Source organism: Stenotrophomonas sp. 2YAF26, assembly GCF_052114625.1.
GTDB classification, from domain to species: Bacteria; Pseudomonadota; Gammaproteobacteria; order Xanthomonadales; family Xanthomonadaceae; genus Stenotrophomonas; species Stenotrophomonas indicatrix.
In genome coordinates this window covers 1-19,158 of the sequence record NZ_JBFRFC010000009.1, presented here as the reverse complement: position 1 = coordinate 19,158, position 19,158 = coordinate 1, and the positions used below count along the sequence as shown (strand labels likewise).

Here is a 19,158-nt window from a genome sequence, read left to right as displayed (position 1 = left end):
CCCGTGCGCCGCTTCAATCTCTCCGAATGGGCGCTGGGCAACCGTGCGCTGGTGTTGTTCGCGATGCTGGCGTTCGCCGTCATCGGTGCCTGGTCGTACAAGCACCTGGGCCAGTCTGAAGATCCGCCCTTCACCTTCAAGGCGATGGTGGTACGCACGATGTGGCCGGGCGCCACCGCCGAGCAGGTCTCGCGGCAGGTGACCGAGCCGATCGAAAAAGCGCTGATGAACACCGGCGAGTACGAATTCATCCGTTCGTACTCGCGGCCGGGCGAATCGCAGGTGATCTTCATGGCGCGCGACAGCCTGCGCTCCAAGCAGATCCCCGACCTGTGGTACCAGGTGCGCAAGCGCGTGGGCGATGTCCGCGCGACGCTCCCGAGGGAAATCGTCGGTCCCTTCTACAACGATGAGTTCGGCGACACGTTCGGCAACATCTACGCGTTGACCGGCGAAGGCTTCGACTACGCGGTGATGCGCGACTATGCCGACCGCATCCAGCTGGAGCTGCAGCGCGTGCCCGACGTCGGCAAGATCGACCTGGTCGGCCTGCAGGACGAGAAGGTGTGGATCGAGCTGTCCAACACCAAGCTGGCCACGCTGGGCGTATCGCTGCAGCAGGTGCAGCAGGCGTTGGCTGACCAGAACGCGATCAGCGCCACCAGTTTCTTTGAAACCCCGACCGACCGCGTGCAGCTGCGCGTGACCGGCCAGTTCGATTCGATCGAGGACATCCGCAAGTTCCCGATCCAGGCGGGCGAACGCACGCTGCACTTGGGCGACATCGCCGAGGTCAAGCGCGGCTTTGCCGATCCCTCTTCGCCGAAGATGCGCTTCATGGGCCAGGATGCGATCGGCCTGGCGGTGGCGATGAAGGACGGCGGTGACATCCTCAAGCTGGGTGCCACCCTGGATGCCGAGTTCGAACGCCTGCAGAAGACCCTGCCGGCCGGCATGCAGCTGCGCAAGGTGTCCGACCAGCCGCATGCGGTGGAAGAGTCGGTGGGCGAGTTCGTGCAGGTGCTCACCGAGGCGGTGGTGATCGTGCTGCTGGTCAGCTTCTTCTCGCTGGGCCTGCGTACCGGCCTGGTGGTGGGCGTGACCATTCCGCTGGTGCTGGCGATGACCTTCTTCGTCATGCACTACTTCGACATCGGCCTGCACAAGATCTCGCTGGGTGCACTGGTGCTGGCACTGGGCCTGCTGGTGGACGATGCGATCATCGCGGTGGAGATGATGGCCACCAAGATGGAGCAGGGCTACGACCGCCTGCGCGCGGCCAGTTTCGCCTGGGAGTCCACGGCCTTCCCGATGCTGACCGGTACCCTGATCACCGCTGCTGGCTTCCTGCCCATCGCTACTGCTGCATCGAGCACCGGTGAATACACCCGCTCGCTGTTCCAGGTGGTGACCATCGCGCTGGTGGTGTCGTGGATTGCCGCAGTGCTGTTCATCCCGTACCTGGGCGACAAGATGCTGCCGGACCTGTTCAATCCGCAGCTGCCGAAGCCGGACAGTCTGGCCGGCCGCTGGCGCGCCAAGCGCCTGCAGTGGGCCGACCGGCATCCGGCCTTGGCGCGCTGGATCGCACCGAAGGAACATGCACACGACCACGATCCGTACCAGCGGCCGTTCTACACCCGCTTCCGGTCGTTCCTGGATACCTGCCTGCGCCATCGCTGGTGGGTGATCGGTGCGACCATCGCCCTGTTCATCGGCTCGCTGATGCTGTTCCGCTTCGTGCCGCAGCAGTTCTTCCCCGATTCGACCCGCCCGGAACTGATGGTGGACATCGAGCTGGCCGAAGGTGCATCGCTGGCCGCGACCCAGGCACAGGCCGACAAACTGGAGAAGCTGCTGAAGGGCCGCGAAGGCATCAGTAACTACGTGGCCTACGTCGGTACCGGTTCGCCGCGCTTCTACCTGCCGCTGGACCAGCAGCTGCCGGCGACCAACTTCGCCCAGTTCGTGGTGCTCACCGAAGACGCCAAGGCCCGCGAATCGACCCGCGACTGGATGCTGAAGGAAGTGATAAAGCAGTTCCCCGATGTGCAGATGCGCGTGACGCGCCTGGAGAATGGGCCGCCGGTCGGCTATCCGGTGCAGATGCGCGTGTCCGGCGAACACATCGCACAGGTGCAGGCAATTGCACGCCAGGTCGAGGCCAAGGTGCGCGAGAACCCGCACGTGATGAACGTGAACCTGGACTGGAGCGAGCCGAGCAAGGTGGTGCGGCTGGTGATCGACCAGGACCGTGCACGCGCACTGGGTGTCAGCAGTGCCCAGGTCAGCCAGTTCCTCAGCAGCTCGTTGTCGGGCATGAGCGTGAGCACCTATCGCGAGGGCAATCGCCAGATCGAGATGCTGCTGCGTGGCCCGGACAACGAGCGCGCGCAGCTGGATCTGCTCGGCAGCCTGGCGATCCCGACCAGCAGTGGTACCGCGGTGACGCTGTCGCAGGTCGCGCGGCTGGAATACGCCTTCGAGGACGGCATCATCTGGCACCGCAACCGCCTGCCGACGGTGACCGTGCGTGCCGACATCAGCGATGGCATGCAGCCGCTGGACGTGGTGCAGCAGATCGTGCCGACGCTGGATGGCATCCGCGGCGAGCTGCCCAGCGGCTACCTGCTGGAAACCGGCGGCTCGGTGGAGGATTCGGCACGCGGGCAGAACTCGATCAAGGCCGGCATGCCGCTGTTCCTGATCGTGGTGGCCACGTTGCTGATGCTGCAGCTGCGCAGCTTCTCGCGTGCGGCGATGGTGCTGGTGACCGCACCGCTGGGCATCATCGGTGCGACGTTGTTCCTGCTGCTGTTCCGCGCGCCGTTCGGCTTCGTGGCGCTGCTGGGCACCATCGCGCTGGCCGGCATGATCATGCGTAATTCAGTGATCCTGATCGACCAGATCCAGCAGGACATCGATGCCGGGCATGACCGTTGGCATTCGATCATCGATGCGACGGTGCGGCGTTTCCGCCCGATCGTGCTGACCGCGCTGGCGGCGGTGCTGGCGATGATTCCGCTGTCGCGCAGTGCGTTCTACGGCTCGATGGCGATTTCGATCATGGGTGGGTTGATCGTGGGCACGGTGCTGACGCTGGTGTTCCTGCCGGCGTTGTACGCGGCGTGGTTCCGGGTCAAGCCGGATGAATCCGGGGCGTGATGCCCCGGGTTTCCCGGCCACCGGGCTGAGCCCCCTCTGCGGTGGGTTCAGAAGCGGGATCGCTTGTTGGGCCGGGTGGGCAGGTGGGCTGGGGGACGCCGCAAGTACGTCCCTGTAGGCTCGGGCGCGCCATCCATGGCGCTTACGCCCCCAGCCCACCTGCCCACCCGGCCACGGACAGTGTCCTGTGGCCTGCACCGCAGGAAGAGAAAGAAGAAGAGCGAAAAGCAACGGCAACAGCAACAGCAACAGCCGCGTGCTGAKGGTTGGGGTCGGATCCGTTTTCCATTGGAAAACGGATCCGACCCCTTCTTGCTTTCCGATACACCTCATCCACGCATGGCGTGGATCCACCAACCGTCATCGGGAAATTGTCGAAGGCGGGGAGGGGGCAGCTGGCGGGACCGTCCACGGCATGGATGCCGTGGCCGAGCCTACAGGGACGTACTTGCGGCGTGTCCCGCCAGCTGCCCCCCTCCCCGCCAACCAAGCAACAACCCAGAGCCGCTCTGGCTTTTGTAGTTGCAGTTGCATCTGCGGGCGCCGGGCAGCCGCCCGGCCGATCACCCCTGCAACTGCAGCCGCTCACGCATCAGCGGCACCAGCCAATCCAGGAACACCTGCACACGTTGCGCGCGATGCTGCCGGTGCGGCAGCAACAGGGTCACCGGCAGCGGCTGCGCCGCGTACTGGGGCATCACTTCCACCAGCGCACCGGTTTGCAGTTCGGCCTGCACGTCGTAGCGTGGAATCTGCAGCAGTCCCAGCCCTGCTACGCAGCAGGCAATCGACGCCTCGGCGCTGTTCACCCGCACCCAGCCGGGCATCGGCAGCGTGCGCAGCTGCGCGCCGTCCTGCCATTCCCACGGCTCCACCCGCGCCGTGGTCGGCGACGCATAGTTCACCGCGCGGTGCTGCTGCAGGTCGGTGGGGTGCTGCGGTACGCCGTGCGCGTGCAGGTACGCCGGCGCGGCAACATTGACGAAGTCCAGCTGGCCCAGCGTGCGGGCCACCAGGCTGGAGTCACCCAGCTGGCCCACCCTCAGCACCGCATCGCAGCCGTCCTCGATCAGATTCACCGCGCGATCGGTCATGCCCAGGTCCAGCTCGACCTGGGGGTGCCGTGCGAAGAAGTCCGGCAGGGCCGGGGCGATGATGCGGCGGCCGATCCGGCTGGGTACATCGATCTTCAACAAGCCCCTCGGCTGCGCGTCGTCCGTGCGGAACAGCGACTCGGCATCTTCCATTTCGGCGATCAGGCGCAGGCAGCGCGCGTAGAAGGTGTCGCCATCGTGGGTGGTGGAGACCCTGCGGGTGGAGCGCTGCAGCAGGCGCGTACCCAGGCGCTGTTCCAGTTCTGCCACGGCCGCCGAGACGGTGGAGCGGGGCAGGCCGAGCTGGTCGGCGGCGCGGGTGAAGCTGGTGCACTCCACCACCCTGGCAAAGATGCGGAAACGCTCGATCCGGTCCATTGTTCGCCCGCTCTGGAAAGTTAAGTCAATGTTGCGGGCTTTATCCGCGATTTCTGCACGATATCGTCGTCAGCACAGGGTTGCCAGTCCGGCAGCCCCTTTCCGGGACCGATGCCATGACCGACCACCGTATCCAGGGCAAGACCGTGTTGATCGCCGGCGGTGCCAAGAACCTCGGCGGGCTGATCGCCCGTGACTTCGCCGAGCAGGGCGCCAAGGCCATCGTCATCCACTACAACAGCGCCGCTACACAGGACGATGCCGAGGCGACCGTTGCAGCCGTGCAGGCCGCAGGTGCCAAGGCCGTGGCGTTGCAGGCCGATCTGACCTCGGCCGCAGCGATGGAGCGGCTGTTCGCCGACGCGGTTGCCGCCGTCGGTCGCCCTGACATCGCCATCAACACTGTCGGCAAAGTGCTGAAGAAGCCGATGCTGGAGATCAGCGAAGCGGAGTACGACCAGATGAGCGCGGTCAACGCGAAGACGGCGTTCTTCTTTCTCAAGGAGGCCGGACGCCATGTCAACGACGGTGGCCGCATCTGCACGCTGGTGACGTCGCTGCTCGGTGCGTTCACGCCGTTCTATTCCAGCTACGCCGGCACCAAGGCGCCAGTGGAACACTTCACCCGCGCAGCATCGAAGGAATTTGGCGAGCGTGGGATTTCGGTGACTGCGATCGGTCCCGGGCCCATGGATACGCCGTTCTTCTATCCGGCCGAGAGTGCCGATGCGCAGGCGTATCACAAGACCGCCGCGGCGCTGTCGGCATTCACCCGTACCGGCCTGACCGACATCGCCGACATCGTGCCGTGGATCCGCTTCCTGGTGACCGACGGCTGGTGGATGACCGGGCAGACCATCCTCGTAAACGGTGGTTACACCACAAAGTAGAGACACGCGAGGCTTGAGTTCGTGCCGTGGATCCACGCCATGCGTGGATGCTCCTGGCTTCATCCACGCATGGCGTGGATCTACTGTTGATCCCCAAGTGGACAGCTTCAGGGCGTTCACGGGCACAATAGCGGCCAGTTCCAGGGCCGGAGCGCCTGCCATGTTCTTCCGCACGACCTGCGCCTCGGCGCTGCTGCTGATCGCCTGCAGCGGCTCTGCCATTGCGCAGCCGGCTGACGCCGATGCTCTGCTGTTCCAGCACGGCCTGCGGGACGTACTTGAGTGCGGCGCGAGTGCGGACGTCCAGCAGGCCGTCGTCAGCCGACTGCGTGCGGCACGCTATGCCGACGCTGCGGAACGACCGCCGTACCTGCGCGACTGGCGATTCGAGCAGGAGGGTGAGGATGACGATCACCGGGTGACCGTCATCACTCCGCCACAGTCGATGACGGTCCACGGTGTCGAAGTGCCGCGGCTGTTTGCTGATGCGTTCGGGTTCTCGGTTGCGCTCGACCCGGCACAGCGCGATCGTATCGTCGCTGCGCACGGCTTGCGGCTGCAGTCGAGCTCGCTGCGGGAGCCGTTCGAATTGTGGTCGGCGCCCACCACGTCGATCATCGTGCGCAGTGCGGGCGACGGCTATCGACTGGGCTGCGCGCCTTCCACGAAAGATAGCAAGGCAGCCGTACCTCAGGTACCGGCTGTTGACGTCCAGGACCTGCAGGATGCCATCCACTGCCGCGCCGACGAAGGCAGCATGCGCCGGCTGCAGGCGTTCTGGCAGCGGCTTTCCGAAAAGCCGCAGTTCGAATGGCCGCAGGATGTCCGTTCGGTCAACGAGGTGAACTACACCGTTGGTGATGATGATCTGCACCTGCTGCTGATCGGGCTGCAGGCGCCCATCCAGGCGTACGGCGTTTCCACGCACACGATTGCGCTGGCGTTCGGTGGTTTCTTCGGCGCGGATCTCGGTGGCGTTGCAGTGGCGCCAGTGCTTGCCCAAGCGGGCATGGACACCTCGCACGCGGTCGGCAAGGACGCTTGGCAGCGCCTGTTGCCTCCGGTTGCTTTCAGCGGTGGCAGTTGGATCCCGCAGCACATCGTGATGCGCACCGACGAAGGTCGCGTTGTTGCCGGTTGCGCCAGCGACTACGCGCGCAGCACTTCGCGCTGAGCGGATCTCATGCCGGGCGATCAGCAGCACGCCGGGCAGGGCTCGCTGCTACCGATTGACATGCAAAGGGTGCCGGGCATGTCCCGGCACCCGCCTGCTTCAGCCCAGCTTGGCCAGCACCGCGTCGGTAGCCGCCGCCGTACTCACCGCCGTGCCCTTCGTCGCCAGGTCTGCCGTGAACACGCCATCGTCAAGCACCGCATGCACCGCCGCTTCCACCGCTGCGGCTTCGGCTTCCAGCCCCAGCGAATGGCGCAGCAGCATCGCCGCGCTGAAGATCGTCGCGTACGGGTTGGCGATGCCCTTGCCGGCGATGTCCGGGGCCGAGCCGTGGATCGGCTCGTAGATACCCACCGCACCCGGCTCGCCCAGCGAGGCCGAAGGCAGCAGCCCCAGCGAACCGGCCAGCATCGAGGCTTCATCGGTGAGGATGTCGCCGAACATGTTCTCGGTCACGATCACGTCGTACTCGCGCGGCTTGGCCAGCAGGTGCATCGCCATCGAATCGACCAGCTGGTGTTCCAGCGCCACGTCCGGGAATTCCTCGCGGCCGATGCGCGCGGCCACGTCACGCCACAGACGTGAGGTTTCCAGCACGTTGGCCTTGTCCACCGACGTGACCTTGCCGCGACGCTGCTGCGCCAGCCGGAAGGCACTGCGCAGCACACGCTCGATCTCGGCCACGGTATAGCGGCACAGATCGCTGGCGCTGTCGGCATCGCGGGTCTTGTCGCCGAAGTAGATGCCGCCGGTCAGCTCGCGCACCACCACGAAGTCCACGCCCTGCAGCAGCTCGGCCTTGATCGGCGAGGCGTGCAGTGCGGCTTCATGGGTGCGCACCGGGCGCAGGTTGGCATACAGGCCCAGCGCCTTGCGGATCGCCAGCAGGCCCTGTTCCGGGCGCACCTTGGCGTTCGGGTCGGACCACTTCGGCCCGCCCACGGCTCCCAGCAGCACAGCGTTGGCGGCCTGGCAGGCGGCCAGGGTCGATGCCGGCAGCGGTTCGCCATGGCGGTCGATGGCGATGCCACCGATGTCGTGCTCGCTGAAGGTGAAGGTGTGGTTGAAGCGCCTGGCGACGGCGTTCAGAACGGCGACCGCGGCGGCGGCCACTTCCGGGCCGATGCCATCACCGGGCAGGACAACAATTTCAGCGTGCATGCTCACTCTCGTAACGTTCGATTTCAGGGACACGGCCCAACAGATAACCCAGTTGATCGACGCCTTCCAGCAGGCAGGTCTGCGAGAAGCCGTCCAACGGGAAGGAGTAGACGCGGCCATCGGGCGTGCGCAGCTCGCGCGCCGCAACGTCGATGGTCAGCTCATCGTCAGGGCGCTGCATCAGCAGCTGCACGTCGGCCTCGTCCAGTACGATCGGCAGCAGGCCGTTCTTCAGCGAATTGCCGCGGAAGATGTCGGCGATCTCGCTGCTGACGATGGCACGCAGGCCGAGATCGGTCAGTGCCCACGGCGCATGTTCGCGCGATGAGCCGCAGCCGAAGTTGCGCCCGGCCAGCAGGATGCTGCGGCCGGCATTGTGCGGTTGGTTGAAGGCGAAGTCCGCCACGGGCGAGCCATCGGCCTGCCAGCGCCAGTCGTTGAACGCATTGCGGCCCAGGCCAGCACGTTCGGTGGTGGACAGGAACCGCGCCGGAATGATCTGGTCGGTGTCGATGTTGGTCTGGCGCAGCACCACGCTGGCCGAGCTCAGGGTGCGGAAGCCGCTCATCAGGCCACCTCCTGGGCGAACAGTTCACGGGCATCGGCAACGTGGCCCTGCACCGCGGCCCAGGCAGCACTCATCGGCGAGGCCAACAGGGTGCGCGAGCCCGGGCCTTGGCGGCCTTCGAAGTTGCGGTTGCTGGTGCTGACCGCCAGTTGGCCGGGGGCGACCAGGTCGCCATTCATGGCGATGCACATCGAACAGCCCGGTTCGCGCCATTCGGCACCGGCCGCGCGCACGATCTCATGGATGCCTTCGGCCTCGGCCTGGCGCTTGACGATCTCAGAACCAGGCACCACCAGCATGCGCACGCGCTCGGCGACGCGACGGCCGCGCAGCACCTGTGCCACTTCGCGCATGTCGCTCAGCCGGCCATTGGTGCAGGAGCCGACGAACACCACGTCCACCGGCGTGCCGGCCAGCGTCTGTCCCGCCTGGAAGTGCATGTAATCCAGGCCCTTCTGCGCGGCGGCATCGTTAGCCGCCGGGATCGGCGCATCCACCGCGATGGCGGTGCCGGGGTGGGTGCCCCAGGTCAGGGTCGGGCGGATATCGGCGGCATCGATGTGCACCTCGCTGTCGAAGCGCGCGCCTTCATCGCTGCGCAGCTGCGTCCAGCGGGCAACGGCAGCGTCGAAGTCGGCGCCCTTGGGGCCACGCGGCGTATTGGCGACGAAGTCGAACGTCACCTGGTCGGGCGCGACCATGCCGGCGCGTGCACCGGCTTCGATCGACATGTTGCACAGGGTCATGCGCTGTTCCATGTCCATCGCTTCGATGGTGCTGCCGCGGAACTCGATCACGTGCCCGGTGCCACCATTGACGCCGATCACGCCGATGATGTGCAGGACCACGTCCTTGGCGCCGATACCCGGCGCGACCTTGCCATCGACGGTGATCGCCAGCGTCTTCGCCTTGCGCTGCAGCAGGCACTGCGTGGCCAGTACATGGCCGACTTCGCTGGTGCCGATGCCGAAGGCCAGCGACCCGAATGCGCCGTGGGTGGAGGTGTGGCTGTCGCCGCAGACGATGGTCATGCCCGGCTGGGTGAAGCCCTGTTCCGGTGCGATCACGTGGACGATGCCGCGGTTGTCCGAGGCCATGTCGAACAGTTCGATGCCGTGCTCGGCGCAGTTGCGCGCCAGCATCGCGACCTGTGCTTCGGAGGCGGCACTGGCGTAGGGCAGCGTGCCGTCGGCAGCGGCCGGCAGGGTCGGCGTGGAATGGTCCATCGTGGCCTTGGTCCGATCCGGACGGCGCGGCTTCAGGCCCCGCTCGCGCAGCTCGGTGAAGGCCTGCGGCGAGGTCACTTCATGGATCAGGTGCAGGTCGATATACAGCACGGCGGGCGCGCTGTCGGTTTCTGGAACCACCACGTGGGCGTCCCACAGTTTGTCGTACAGGGTGCGGGGTGCGGAAGTCATGCGTTTGCCTGGCAGGAGTACGGAGTAGCGGACATCGAAGAGAGAGAAAGTAACAGGGGCAGGTCAGCGGCGCCGCGCGAGCACGCGCAGGCGCACGTAGTCGGCCAGTGGCTGGCCGGCAGCATTGCGCGGCAGGTCGGCCAGCAGGGCCGTAGCGGCATCGCGCACCGTGGCGCGCGTCTCGGCCGGCAGGTCGTCCAGCAGCGGAGCGGCGAACACACGCAGCCAGCCGGCAACGCCGGTCGGCAGCGCGGTCGGTCGCGGCAGGCATTCGATCAGCTGCACCTGGAAGCCATGCTGGCGCAGGCGGTCTGCGTAGGCATCAGCGCTGGGGAAGTACCAGTGGAATGCGCTGGCACCATGGCCATGGGCGACGCGCGCGGCCTGCACGGCAGCAACGATCGTGGCCACGTTGCCATGGCCGCCGAACTCGGCGACGAAGCGCCCGCCGGGGCGCAGGGCGCGGCGCACGCCCTCCAGCACGCGGTCCGGGTCGGGCATCCAATGCAGGGCTGCATTGCTGAACACCGCATCGAACGCACCATCGAAGGCCAGGGCGTGGCCGTCCATCACCTGCGCATCGACACCTCGTGCACGTGCGGCGATCACCATTTCCGGCGAGGCATCGACGCCCTGCATGTGTGCGCCGCTGAGGGCCAGTTCGGTGGTGAGTACGCCATCGCCACAGCCCAGGTCGAGGATGCGCTCGCCGGCCCGCGCGTCGAGCAGACGCGCTACGGCGCCACCGAGGGTCGGCACGAAGCCGGCATCGATCGCATAGTCCTGGGCATTCCACTGCTGGCCAGCGCTGCTGGTGGTGGTTGCGGTGTCGAAGGCGCTCATCTCACATTCCTCAGGCAATGGCGGTGGCAGGTGATTCAGTACTGATGCCGGCGTTGGCCTGGCGCTGGCGCAGCAGGCGGTTGGCCACGTCCAGCCAGGCCAGCGCGGACGCTTCGATGATGTCCTTGCTGGTGCCGGTGCCGTCGTACTCCACGCCTTCGTGGCGTACGCTCAGGTTGGCTTCGCCACGCGCGTCGGCACCGATACCGACGCTGTGCACGTGGTAACTGTCCAGCATCAGCTGCACGCCGGTGGCGGCCGACAGGGCGCCGAACAGTGCGTCGACCGGGCCATCACCCTGCGCGGTCTCGGCCACGCGGTTGCCGTCCGGGTCGGACAGTTCGACCAGCGCATTGGCACGGCTGCCGACATCGCTGATGGTCATCGAAGCCAGGCGGTAGCCCTGTGCGTTGGAGCCGCCCTGCATCAGCGTCTGCAGGTCGGCATCGGTGACCACGCGCTGCTGCTCGCACAGGCCCTTGAACTGCTCGAACACCAGCTTCAGCTCGTCTTCCTCCAGCCAGAAGCCCAAGGCGCGGAGGCGCGCTTCGACGGCAGCACGGCCACTGTGGCGGCCCAGCACCATCTGCGAGTCCTCCCAGCCCACGTCTTCCGGACGCATGATTTCGTAGGTGCCGCGGTGGCGCAGCATGCCGTGCTGGTGGATGCCCGATTCATGGGCGAAGGCATTGGCACCCACAATGGCCTTGTTGCGCTGTACCGGCATGCCGACCAGGCGCTGCAGCAGCTGCGAAGTACCGACGATACGCGGGGTGTCGATGGCGGTGTCCTGCTCGTAGAAGGCCTGGCGCACCTTCAACACCATCGCGATTTCTTCCAGCGAACAGTTGCCGGCGCGTTCACCGATGCCGTTGACGGTGCATTCGACCTGGCGCGCGCCGCCTTCGATGGCGGCCAGCGAGTTGGCCACGGCCAGGCCCAGGTCGTTGTGGCAGTGTGCGCTGAAGATCACGTTGCCTGCGTTCGGCACATCGGCGACGCCGGCGATGACCTGCTGGAACATCGTGCGGATTTCTTCCGGCGTGGTGAAGCCGACGGTGTCGGGCAGGTTGATGGTGGTGGCGCCGGCAGCGATCGCCACGCGGGAGACCTCGATCAGGTAATCCAGCTCGGTACGGGTGGCGTCCTCGGCGGAGAACTCCACGTCATCGATGTAGGAGCGTGCCAGCGACACGTGCCTGCGTACCGATTCCAGTACCTGCTCACGCGTCATCCGCAGCTTGTGCTCACGGTGCAGCGGGCTGGTCGACAGGAACACATGCAGGCGCGGGTTGACCGCCGCTTCCAGTGCGCGCGCCGAGGTCTCGATGTCTGCCTGCAGGCAGCGCGACAGCACCGCCAGGCTCAGGCTCGGGCGGCGCAGTTCGCGGCCGATCAGGGCCATCGCCTCGCGGTCGGACTGCGAGCTGGCCGGGAAGCCGGTCTCGATGATGTCCACGCCCAGTTCGTCCAGCGCACGCGCCATCACCAGCTTCTGCGGCGGGCTCATGCTGCAGCCGGGGGACTGCTCGCCGTCACGCAGGGTGGTGTCGAAGATGCGGATGCGCGGGGTGGTAATTCGTTCGATGGTGTTCACAGGGAAATCTCCTCGACAGCGGGTGCGACGGCTTGCAGGGGGGAAGGGGTAGGCGTTGGGAAAACGGTAGCGACCGCTTTGCTGGGCGAGCGCGGAGTTTCTGCCCGGCGTCGGCGCGGTTTGCGTGGCGGACGCGGGCGGATATCGGTGAGCAGGCCGGCGAGCACGCCGGCATCGATGTTGCCGCCGGAGACGACCGCACACTTGCGGCGGCCGGCGACGCGACGCCCGGCGGCCAGGGCCAGTGCACCTGCGCCTTCGGCGATGATGTGTTCTTCCAGTGCCAGCCGCACCAGGGTCTCGCGCAGCTCGGCTTCGCGCACGATCACCACATCGTCCAGCAGCGACGTGCACAGGCGGCGGGTCAGTAACCCGGGGATCTTCACCCGCACGCCATCGGCCAGCGACGGCACAGGATTGATCTCGCGCACGTCGCCGCGGATCGCGCGGGCCATCGAATCAACGCCCTCGACCTGCGCACCGACGATGCGCACGCCCTGCGACTTCAGCGCCAAAGCGACGCCGGATGCCAGGCCGCCACCGCCGATCGGTACGATCACCACGTCGGGCGCATGTGCGGCCAGCTCGATGCCGACAGTGCCCTGGCCGGCGATGACATCGGCATCGTCGAACGCGGACAGGAAGCGATAGCCATGACGCTGCGCCAGTTCGACGGCGAACGCATAGGCCTCGTCATAGCTGTTGCCATGCTGGCGCACCGTTGCGCCCCAGTGGGCGACGCCAGCGATCTTGGTGGCCGGTGCGCCATGCGGCATCACGGCGATGGCCGGAACATCCAGGCGATAAGCAGCCCAGGCCACGCCCTGGGCGTGATTGCCGGCGGAGGCACAGATCACCGGCCGGGTATCGCCACGTTCGCGGGCGGCCAGCAGGGCATTCAGCGCGCCGCGTACCTTGTACGAACCGGTACGCTGCAGGTTCTCCAGCTTCAGCCAGGTGCCGAAGCGCTCGGCATGGTGCAGCGGAGTGGGCGGCAGGAAGCGGCGCAGGCGGGCCTGCGCAGCCAGTACGTCGGCAACGGTTACGTCGCCGACATCGCTTTCCTTGCTGGCATCAGCGGCCGGCATGGGCCACCAGCAGGGTGTTGCCGACCACCGCGTGCGGGCACGCGCGGCGAAGAAGACGCCTCCGTACCGGCACCGTGGTGAATACGGTACGGGCGTTCATGCGGATACTCCTTCCAGTGCGGTCATCTGCACCGAAACGCAGTCGTAGATCTTTTCCATCTGCCGGCACAGTGTTTCCGGCGGGCGCTGGCTGTCCACCACCAGTTGCAGGTGCCAACGACCATCATCGGCGGCCACCGGCGCACCGGTGATCGCGCGCGGCGCGAAACCGCGACGTTCGGCCATGCCGATCACGCGCAGCAGCGCGCCCTCGGCCGGTTGCAGCACCAGGTCAAGCCGGTATTGCATTGGGGATCTCCTGGCGTGCATGTGCGGGGTTGCTTTCCAGCATGGTGCTGTTGGCGGTATTGGGCGGCACCAGCGGCCACACGTTCGCGCGTGCATCGATGGCCACGTGCAGCAGGGCCGGGCCGGGTTCGGCCAGCAGCGCGGCCAGGCCGCCTTCGACGTCATCACGTGCATCGATGCGCGTGGCCGCGATGCCGAACACCTTGGCCAGGGCGACGAAGTCCGGGTTGTCGGACAGATCGATCTCGCTGTAACGCTCGGCAAAGAACAGTTCCTGCCACTGCCGCACCATGCCCAGCGAACTGTTGTCCAGCAGGATGATCTTCACCGGCAGGCGGCAGCGGGCTATGGTCGCCAGCTCCTGCACGTTCATCATGAAGCTGCCATCGCCGGAGACCAGCACCACGGTGCGCTCGGGGCAGGCGAACTGCGCCCCCATCGCCGCCGGCAGGCCGAAGCCCATCGTGCCCAGCGCACCGCTGGTCAGGTGGTTGCGCGGATGAGTGAAGCGGCAGTGCTGCGCAACCCACATCTGGTGCTGGCCGACGTCGCAGGCCACCACCGTATCGGCCGGCGCCAGTTCGCTCAGGCGCTTCAGCAGCGCCGGCGCGTAGATGTGCTGGCCGGGTGCGTCGTAGCGTGCGGCGAAGCGATCGCGATGCTGTGCGCAGCGCTTGCGCCATGCGTCCTGGTGGGCCTTGGGGGAGGGGAAGGCCGCACGCAGGGCGCGGATGGCGTGGCCGACGTTGCCGGGCACGGCGACATCGGCGCTGCGCAGCTTGGAGATCTCGTACGCATCGGCATCGATGTGCACCACGCGGGCAAACGGTGCGAACTCGGCCAGCTTGCCGGTCGCCCGATCATCGAAACGTGCACCCAGCACCAGCAGCAGATCGCTCTCCTGCACGGCCATGTTGGCCGCACGGGTGCCATGCATGCCCAGCATGCCCAGCGACTGCGGGTGCTGCGGAGGCAGCGCGCCCAGCCCACGCAGGGTCATCACGGTGGGGATGGCGCTGGCTTCGACGAACGCGCGCAGGTCCTGCACGGCATCGCCCAGGGCAATGCCACCACCGGCATAGACCACCGGCTTTTCGGCAGCGGCCAATGCGGCGATGGCCTCGGCGATGGCGGCGTCGGCAGCGGCCGGCGGCGGCTCCACGTTGGCCGGCACATGCGCCGGCAGGTGGCTGGCATCGGCCAGCTGCACATCCTTGGGCAGGTCGATCAGCACCGGGCCGGGACGGCCCTCGCGGGCGATGCGGAAGGCATCGGCCACCACGCGCGGCAGATCATCGACGCTGCGCACCAGCCAGCTGTGCTTGACGATCGGCATCGTCAAACCGAACACATCCAGTTCCTGGAACGCATCGGTGCCCAGCAGTGGCGTGGCCACCTGGCCGGTGATGCAGACCATCGGCACCGAATCGAGCATCGCATCGGCGATGCCGGTGACCAGGTTCGACGCGCCCGGCCCGGACGTCGCCACGCAGACGCCGACCTGGCCGCTGGCACGCGCAAAGCCGTTGGCGGCCAGTGCCGCGCCCTGCTCATGGCGCACCAGGATGTGCTTCAGCGACGAATCCACCAGCGCGTCGTAGAACGGCATGATGGTGCCGCCCGGGTAGCCGAACAGCGTACGGACACCCTCGGCCTCCAGCGCCTGGGTCAGCCAGCGCGCGCCGTTGGGCGGCGCGCTGCGGTGTGTGGGAGAGTTCATGGGGGAACCTTGCAGAGCGGGTGGGGGTGCCGCGTTGTTACGCGGCTTGACCTTGCAACCAGACCATCTTGGCGCGCAGTTCCTTGCCTACCTTCTCGATCGGATGCTCCAGGTCGGCCTGCTTGAACTTGTTGTAGTTCGGCAGGCCCGCTTCGTACTCGGCCACCCAGTTCTTGGTGAAGGTGCCGTCCTGGATGTCCTTCAGGACTTCTTTCATGCGCTCCTTGGTGCCGGCGTCGATCACCCGCGGGCCGCTGACGTAGTCGCCGTACTGCGCGGTTTCGGAGATGAACTCCAACATGCGCGAGATGCCGCCTTCGTAGAACAGGTCGACGATCAGCTTCAGTTCGTGCAGCACTTCGTAGTAGGCGATTTCCGGCTGGTAACCGGCTTCCACCAGCGTCTCGAAGCCAGCCTGCACCAGTGCCGAAGCACCGCCGCACAGCACCGCCTGCTCACCGAACAGATCGGTTTCGGTTTCTTCCTTGAAGGTGGTCTGGATCAGGTTGGCGCGCGCGCCACCCAGGCCGGCTGCATAGGCAAGCGCGTACTCAGCTGCCTTGCCGCTCTTGTCCTGGTAGACCGCCCAGATGCACGGCACACCGCGGCCGATTTCATATTCGCGACGGACCAGCGCACCCGGGCCCTTCGGTGCGACCAGCACCACGTCCAGGTCGTCGCGCGGCTTGATCATGTCGAAGTGCACGTTCAAGCCATGCGCGAACAGCAGCACCGCACCCTGCTTCATGTTCGGCGCCAGCACGTCCTCGTACAGCTTCTTCTGCACCATGTCCGGGGTCAGCACCGCGACCAGGTCGGCATCCTTCACCGCATCGGCCGGTGCCTTCACGGTGAAGCCATCGGCCTGTGCCTTGACCTCGGTGGGGCCGCCCGGACGCAGGCCTACCACCACATCGAAGCCGGATTCACGCAGGTTCAGCGCGTGCGCGCGGCCCTGGCTGCCGTAGCCGATGACGGCGATCTTGGTCTGGGGCAGTTCGTTGGTGCTCATGGGGGAGGTTCCTTGCGGGTGGGAAGAAAAAAGACGGCCGGCAGTCGAAGCGACGTACCGGCCGGTCAGGGAAAAGTGGGGAGGGCAGCGCCGCGCATCGCACAGGTACTGCCACCACGAGAGTTCGTGGTGCAGCAGGTCCAGGTTGTGGAGGAGGCGGTGGTCATGGTGGTTGCGTCTGAAACCAGGTCCTGAAATGAAAAAACCCGCACCTGGGCGGGTGCGGGTTTTTGAAGAGTTCCGGTGTGTTTGTTGCTTACACGCTGGCTCGTCCCGCACCTGTTGGTTGGGTAATAAGTACGAGCACAAGAATCGAACGCAGCGAGGCGGCGCCGGTATCGGCGGCTTCGATGTGGGTTCGCGGTGGTGTGTTGTGATGCAACATGTGATCGAGAAAACCACAGCCATTTCCGCTGTGTCAACCCTCGCAGCACTATTCCCGTCAGTTTCCGCTGCATGCAGTGCAATCGCTTGTGGCACAAAGATGGTTGCTGCTGAAAGTGTTTCGGTGAACCCGAATTCACTCTTTTCATCAGGTTTTTTGCGCGGATTCCGGGTGATTTCGCCTTGGTAGGTGCCGACCTTGGTCCGCGCCGGAGTCATCGAAGCCGAAAGCAGTGCGGACCAAGGTCCGCACCCACCAAAGGACTGTCGTCCATGACCTATGCCCGATAGCCCCTGATCGCCGCAGCAGCGAAGATCGGGTCACCACCCTTCCATTCGGAACCCTACCGTGTCCCGACGTCTTGCCCGTTCCCTGCTGGCGGCTGCCGTGCTGGCTGCCGTGCCCATGCTGTCCCAGGCCGCCGACCGCATTACCGGCCACACCTTCTCCACCCGTTCGGAGGTGATCGCCCCGCATGCGATGGCCGCCACCTCGCAGCCGCTGGCTACCCAGATCGCGCTGGACGTGATGAAGGCCGGTGGCTCGGCCGTCGATGCCGCCATTGCTGCCAACGCAGCGCTGGGGTTGATGGAGCCGACTGGCAATGGCGTCGGCGGCGACCTGTTCGCCATCGTGTGGGACCCGAAGACGCAGAAGCTCTACGGCTACAACGGCTCGGGCCGTTCGCCGAAGTCACTCACCCTGGCCGAGTTCCAGCGTCGTGGCCTGAAGGAGATCCCCCCGACCGGCCCGCTGCCGGTATCGGTGCCGGGCGCGGTTGATGGCTGGTTCGCGCTGCACGAGCGCTTCGGCCGCAAGCCGATGGCCGACAACCTGGCCCCGGCCATCCGCTACGCGCGCGACGGTCATCCCGTTGCCGAAGTGATTGCCTATTACTGGGATCGCTCGGTGCCGAAGCTGTCGCAGTATCCGGGTTTCAAGGAACAGTTCACGATCGATGGCCACGCGCCGCGCAAGGGCGAGATGTGGAAGAACCCCAACCTTGCCGACACCCTGCAGAAGATTGCCGACGGCGGCCGTGATGCCTTCTACAAGGGCGACATCGCCCACACCATCGGCGATTACTTCAAGAAGAACGGCGGCTACCTGAGCTACCAGGACATGGCCGACCATCATGGCGAGTGGGTCGAGCCGGTCAGCAGCAACTACCGCGGCTACGACGTGTGGGAGCTGCCGCCCAACAGCCAGGGCATCGCCGCGCTGCAGATCCTCAACGTACTGGAAGGCTACGACTTCTCGAAGATTCCGTTCGGCTCACCCGAGCACGTGCATCTGTTCGTGGAAGCAAAGAAGCTGGCCTTCGCCGATCGTGCGCGCTTCTACGCCGACATGGCGTTCCAGCCTGCACCGGTACAGAAGCTGATTTCCAAGGAGTACGCCGCGCAGCGTCGCGCGCTGATCTCGATGGACAAGGCGCTGAAGGAAGTGCAGCCGGGTACGCCCAAGCAGCTGGAAGAGGGCGACACGATCTACATGACCGTGGCCGACGCCGACGGCATGATGGTGTCGCTGATCCAGTCCAACTACCGCGGCATGGGTAGCGGCATGGCACCGCCGGGGCTGGGCTTCATCCTGCAGGATCGCGGTGAGATGTTCGTGCTGCAGAAGAATCATCCCAATGGCTACGCACCAGGCAAGCGTCCGTTCCAGACCATCATTCCGGCCTTCATCACCAAGGGCGGCAAGCCGTATGCCAGCTTCGGCGTGATGGGCGGTGCGATGCAGCCACAGGGGCACGCGCAGATCGTGATGAACCTGGTGGATTTCGGCATGAACCTGCAGGAAGCCGGCGACGCGCCGCGCATCCAGCACGAGGGTTCGACCGAACCGACCGGGCAGGCGACGGCGATGACCGATGGTGGCGAGGTCAACCTGGAAACCGGGTTCCCGTACGAGACGGTGCGTGCGTTGATGCGCAAGGGGCACCGGGTGGTGTTCGCCGATGGTCCGTATGGTGGTTATCAGGCGATCCTGCGTGATCCGGAAACGGGCGTGTATTACGGCGCATCGGAGAGCCGCAAGGATGGGCAGGCGGCGGGCTACTGAGGTTTCCCGGCCAACGGGCTGAGCCCCCTCTGCGGTGGGGGTTCGTAGAAGCGGGATCATGTAATTGGGCCGGGCGGGTGGGCTGGTCGGGGGACGCCGTGAATCCGTCCCTGGAGGCTTGGCAGCCGCATCCATGTGGCTGACACCCCCGTCCAGCCCACCCGCCCGGCCCCTGACAGTTCCCTGCGGCCGCCACCGCAGTAATAAAAAGAAGAAGAGCAAGAGCAAAGGCAACAGCCGAGTGCTGAGG

At 66.2% G+C, this 19,158-nt stretch carries 14 protein-coding genes; 4 read left to right on the top strand and 10 right to left on the bottom strand.

Annotated features, from left to right (window positions below; translation table 11 throughout):
* Positions 1-3: 3 nt before the first annotated feature.
* Entirely contained in the window at positions 4-3,165 is a 3,162-nt protein-coding gene (locus AB4Y98_RS11285; protein ID WP_442244367.1) for an efflux RND transporter permease subunit, read from the top strand.
* Between the two features lie 563 nt (positions 3,166-3,728).
* Here the strand turns inward: AB4Y98_RS11285 and AB4Y98_RS11280 are convergent.
* Positions 3,729-4,637 (bottom strand): LysR family transcriptional regulator, encoded by a 909-nt coding sequence (locus AB4Y98_RS11280; RefSeq protein ID WP_442244366.1) that lies wholly within the window; start codon positions 4,635-4,637, stop codon positions 3,729-3,731.
* Between the two features lie 116 nt (positions 4,638-4,753).
* On the opposite strand from AB4Y98_RS11280, the gene AB4Y98_RS11275 reads away from it, so the two are divergent.
* Positions 4,754-5,527: an SDR family oxidoreductase gene (locus AB4Y98_RS11275; RefSeq protein ID WP_176019666.1), complete on the top strand. Its 774-nt coding sequence runs from the start codon at positions 4,754-4,756 to the stop codon at positions 5,525-5,527.
* 160 nt (positions 5,528-5,687) lie between these two features.
* The gene (locus AB4Y98_RS11270; protein ID WP_442244365.1) at positions 5,688-6,701 is read left to right on the top strand and encodes a hypothetical protein; all 1,014 of its coding nucleotides are present in this window, start codon (positions 5,688-5,690) and stop codon (positions 6,699-6,701) included.
* Positions 6,702-6,800: 99 nt separating this feature from the next.
* Here the strand turns inward: AB4Y98_RS11270 and leuB are convergent, their stop codons facing one another.
* From leuB to ilvC, 9 genes are all read right to left on the bottom strand, one after another.
* Complete coding sequence (gene leuB, locus AB4Y98_RS11265; protein WP_442244364.1) at positions 6,801-7,862, bottom strand: 3-isopropylmalate dehydrogenase; 1,062 nt, start codon at positions 7,860-7,862, stop codon at positions 6,801-6,803.
* On the bottom strand, positions 7,852-8,430 hold the full coding sequence (gene leuD, locus AB4Y98_RS11260) for a 3-isopropylmalate dehydratase small subunit (RefSeq protein ID WP_032977269.1): 579 nt from the start codon (positions 8,428-8,430) through the stop codon (positions 7,852-7,854). Before leuD ends, leuB begins: the two co-directional genes overlap by 11 nt.
* Positions 8,430-9,848 carry a 3-isopropylmalate dehydratase large subunit gene (leuC, locus tag AB4Y98_RS11255; RefSeq protein ID WP_279208690.1) on the bottom strand — a complete coding sequence of 473 codons (1,419 nt, stop codon included), beginning with the start codon at positions 9,846-9,848 and terminating at the stop codon, positions 8,430-8,432. The genes leuD and leuC overlap by 1 nt, the downstream gene beginning before the upstream one ends.
* Positions 9,849-9,911: 63 nt before the next feature.
* On the bottom strand, positions 9,912-10,691 hold the full coding sequence (locus AB4Y98_RS11250; protein WP_363731746.1) for a class I SAM-dependent methyltransferase: 780 nt from the start codon (positions 10,689-10,691) through the stop codon (positions 9,912-9,914).
* Between the two features lie 10 nt (positions 10,692-10,701).
* Positions 10,702-12,288, bottom strand: coding sequence for a 2-isopropylmalate synthase (locus tag AB4Y98_RS11245; protein ID WP_363731748.1), 1,587 nt, complete (start codon positions 12,286-12,288; stop codon positions 10,702-10,704).
* A complete protein-coding gene (locus tag AB4Y98_RS11240; RefSeq protein ID WP_442244363.1) occupies positions 12,285-13,376 on the bottom strand; it encodes a threonine dehydratase in 1,092 nt (363 codons plus the stop codon). The genes AB4Y98_RS11245 and AB4Y98_RS11240 overlap by 4 nt, the downstream gene beginning before the upstream one ends.
* A gap of 96 nt (positions 13,377-13,472) precedes the next feature.
* Positions 13,473-13,724, bottom strand: a complete 252-nt coding sequence (locus tag AB4Y98_RS11235) for an ACT domain-containing protein (RefSeq protein WP_089236730.1) — start codon at positions 13,722-13,724, stop codon at positions 13,473-13,475.
* Positions 13,708-15,444: an acetolactate synthase 2 catalytic subunit gene (ilvG, locus tag AB4Y98_RS11230; protein ID WP_363731752.1), complete on the bottom strand. Its 1,737-nt coding sequence runs from the start codon at positions 15,442-15,444 to the stop codon at positions 13,708-13,710. The genes AB4Y98_RS11235 and ilvG overlap by 17 nt, the downstream gene beginning before the upstream one ends.
* 37 nt (positions 15,445-15,481) lie before the next feature.
* Positions 15,482-16,456, bottom strand: a complete 975-nt coding sequence (gene ilvC / locus AB4Y98_RS11225; RefSeq protein ID WP_442244362.1) for a ketol-acid reductoisomerase — start codon at positions 16,454-16,456, stop codon at positions 15,482-15,484.
* Between the two features lie 790 nt (positions 16,457-17,246).
* Between ilvC and ggt the strand changes: the two genes are divergently transcribed.
* Positions 17,247-18,908, top strand: coding sequence for a gamma-glutamyltransferase (gene ggt, locus AB4Y98_RS11220; RefSeq protein WP_442244415.1), 1,662 nt, complete (start codon positions 17,247-17,249; stop codon positions 18,906-18,908).
* Positions 18,909-19,158 lie beyond the last annotated feature (250 nt).

Coding starts and splice junctions, on each gene's coding strand:
- leuC (WP_279208690.1), bottom strand. CDS start 9,848: ATGACTTCCGCACCCCGCACCCTGTACGACAAACTGTGGGACGCCCAC.
- AB4Y98_RS11280 (WP_442244366.1), bottom strand. CDS start 4,637: ATGGACCGGATCGAGCGTTTCCGCATCTTTGCCAGGGTGGTGGAGTGC.
- AB4Y98_RS11275 (WP_176019666.1), top strand. CDS start 4,754: ATGACCGACCACCGTATCCAGGGCAAGACCGTGTTGATCGCCGGCGGT.
- AB4Y98_RS11240 (WP_442244363.1), bottom strand. CDS start 13,376: ATGCCGGCCGCTGATGCCAGCAAGGAAAGCGATGTCGGCGACGTAACC.
- leuD (WP_032977269.1), bottom strand. CDS start 8,430: ATGAGCGGCTTCCGCACCCTGAGCTCGGCCAGCGTGGTGCTGCGCCAG.
- ggt (WP_442244415.1), top strand. CDS start 17,247: ATGCTGTCCCAGGCCGCCGACCGCATTACCGGCCACACCTTCTCCACC.
- AB4Y98_RS11270 (WP_442244365.1), top strand. CDS start 5,688: ATGTTCTTCCGCACGACCTGCGCCTCGGCGCTGCTGCTGATCGCCTGC.
- ilvC (WP_442244362.1), bottom strand. CDS start 16,456: ATGAGCACCAACGAACTGCCCCAGACCAAGATCGCCGTCATCGGCTAC.
- leuB (WP_442244364.1), bottom strand. CDS start 7,862: ATGCACGCTGAAATTGTTGTCCTGCCCGGTGATGGCATCGGCCCGGAA.
- AB4Y98_RS11235 (WP_089236730.1), bottom strand. CDS start 13,724: ATGCAATACCGGCTTGACCTGGTGCTGCAACCGGCCGAGGGCGCGCTG.
- ilvG (WP_363731752.1), bottom strand. CDS start 15,444: ATGAACTCTCCCACACACCGCAGCGCGCCGCCCAACGGCGCGCGCTGG.
- AB4Y98_RS11250 (WP_363731746.1), bottom strand. CDS start 10,691: ATGAGCGCCTTCGACACCGCAACCACCACCAGCAGCGCTGGCCAGCAG.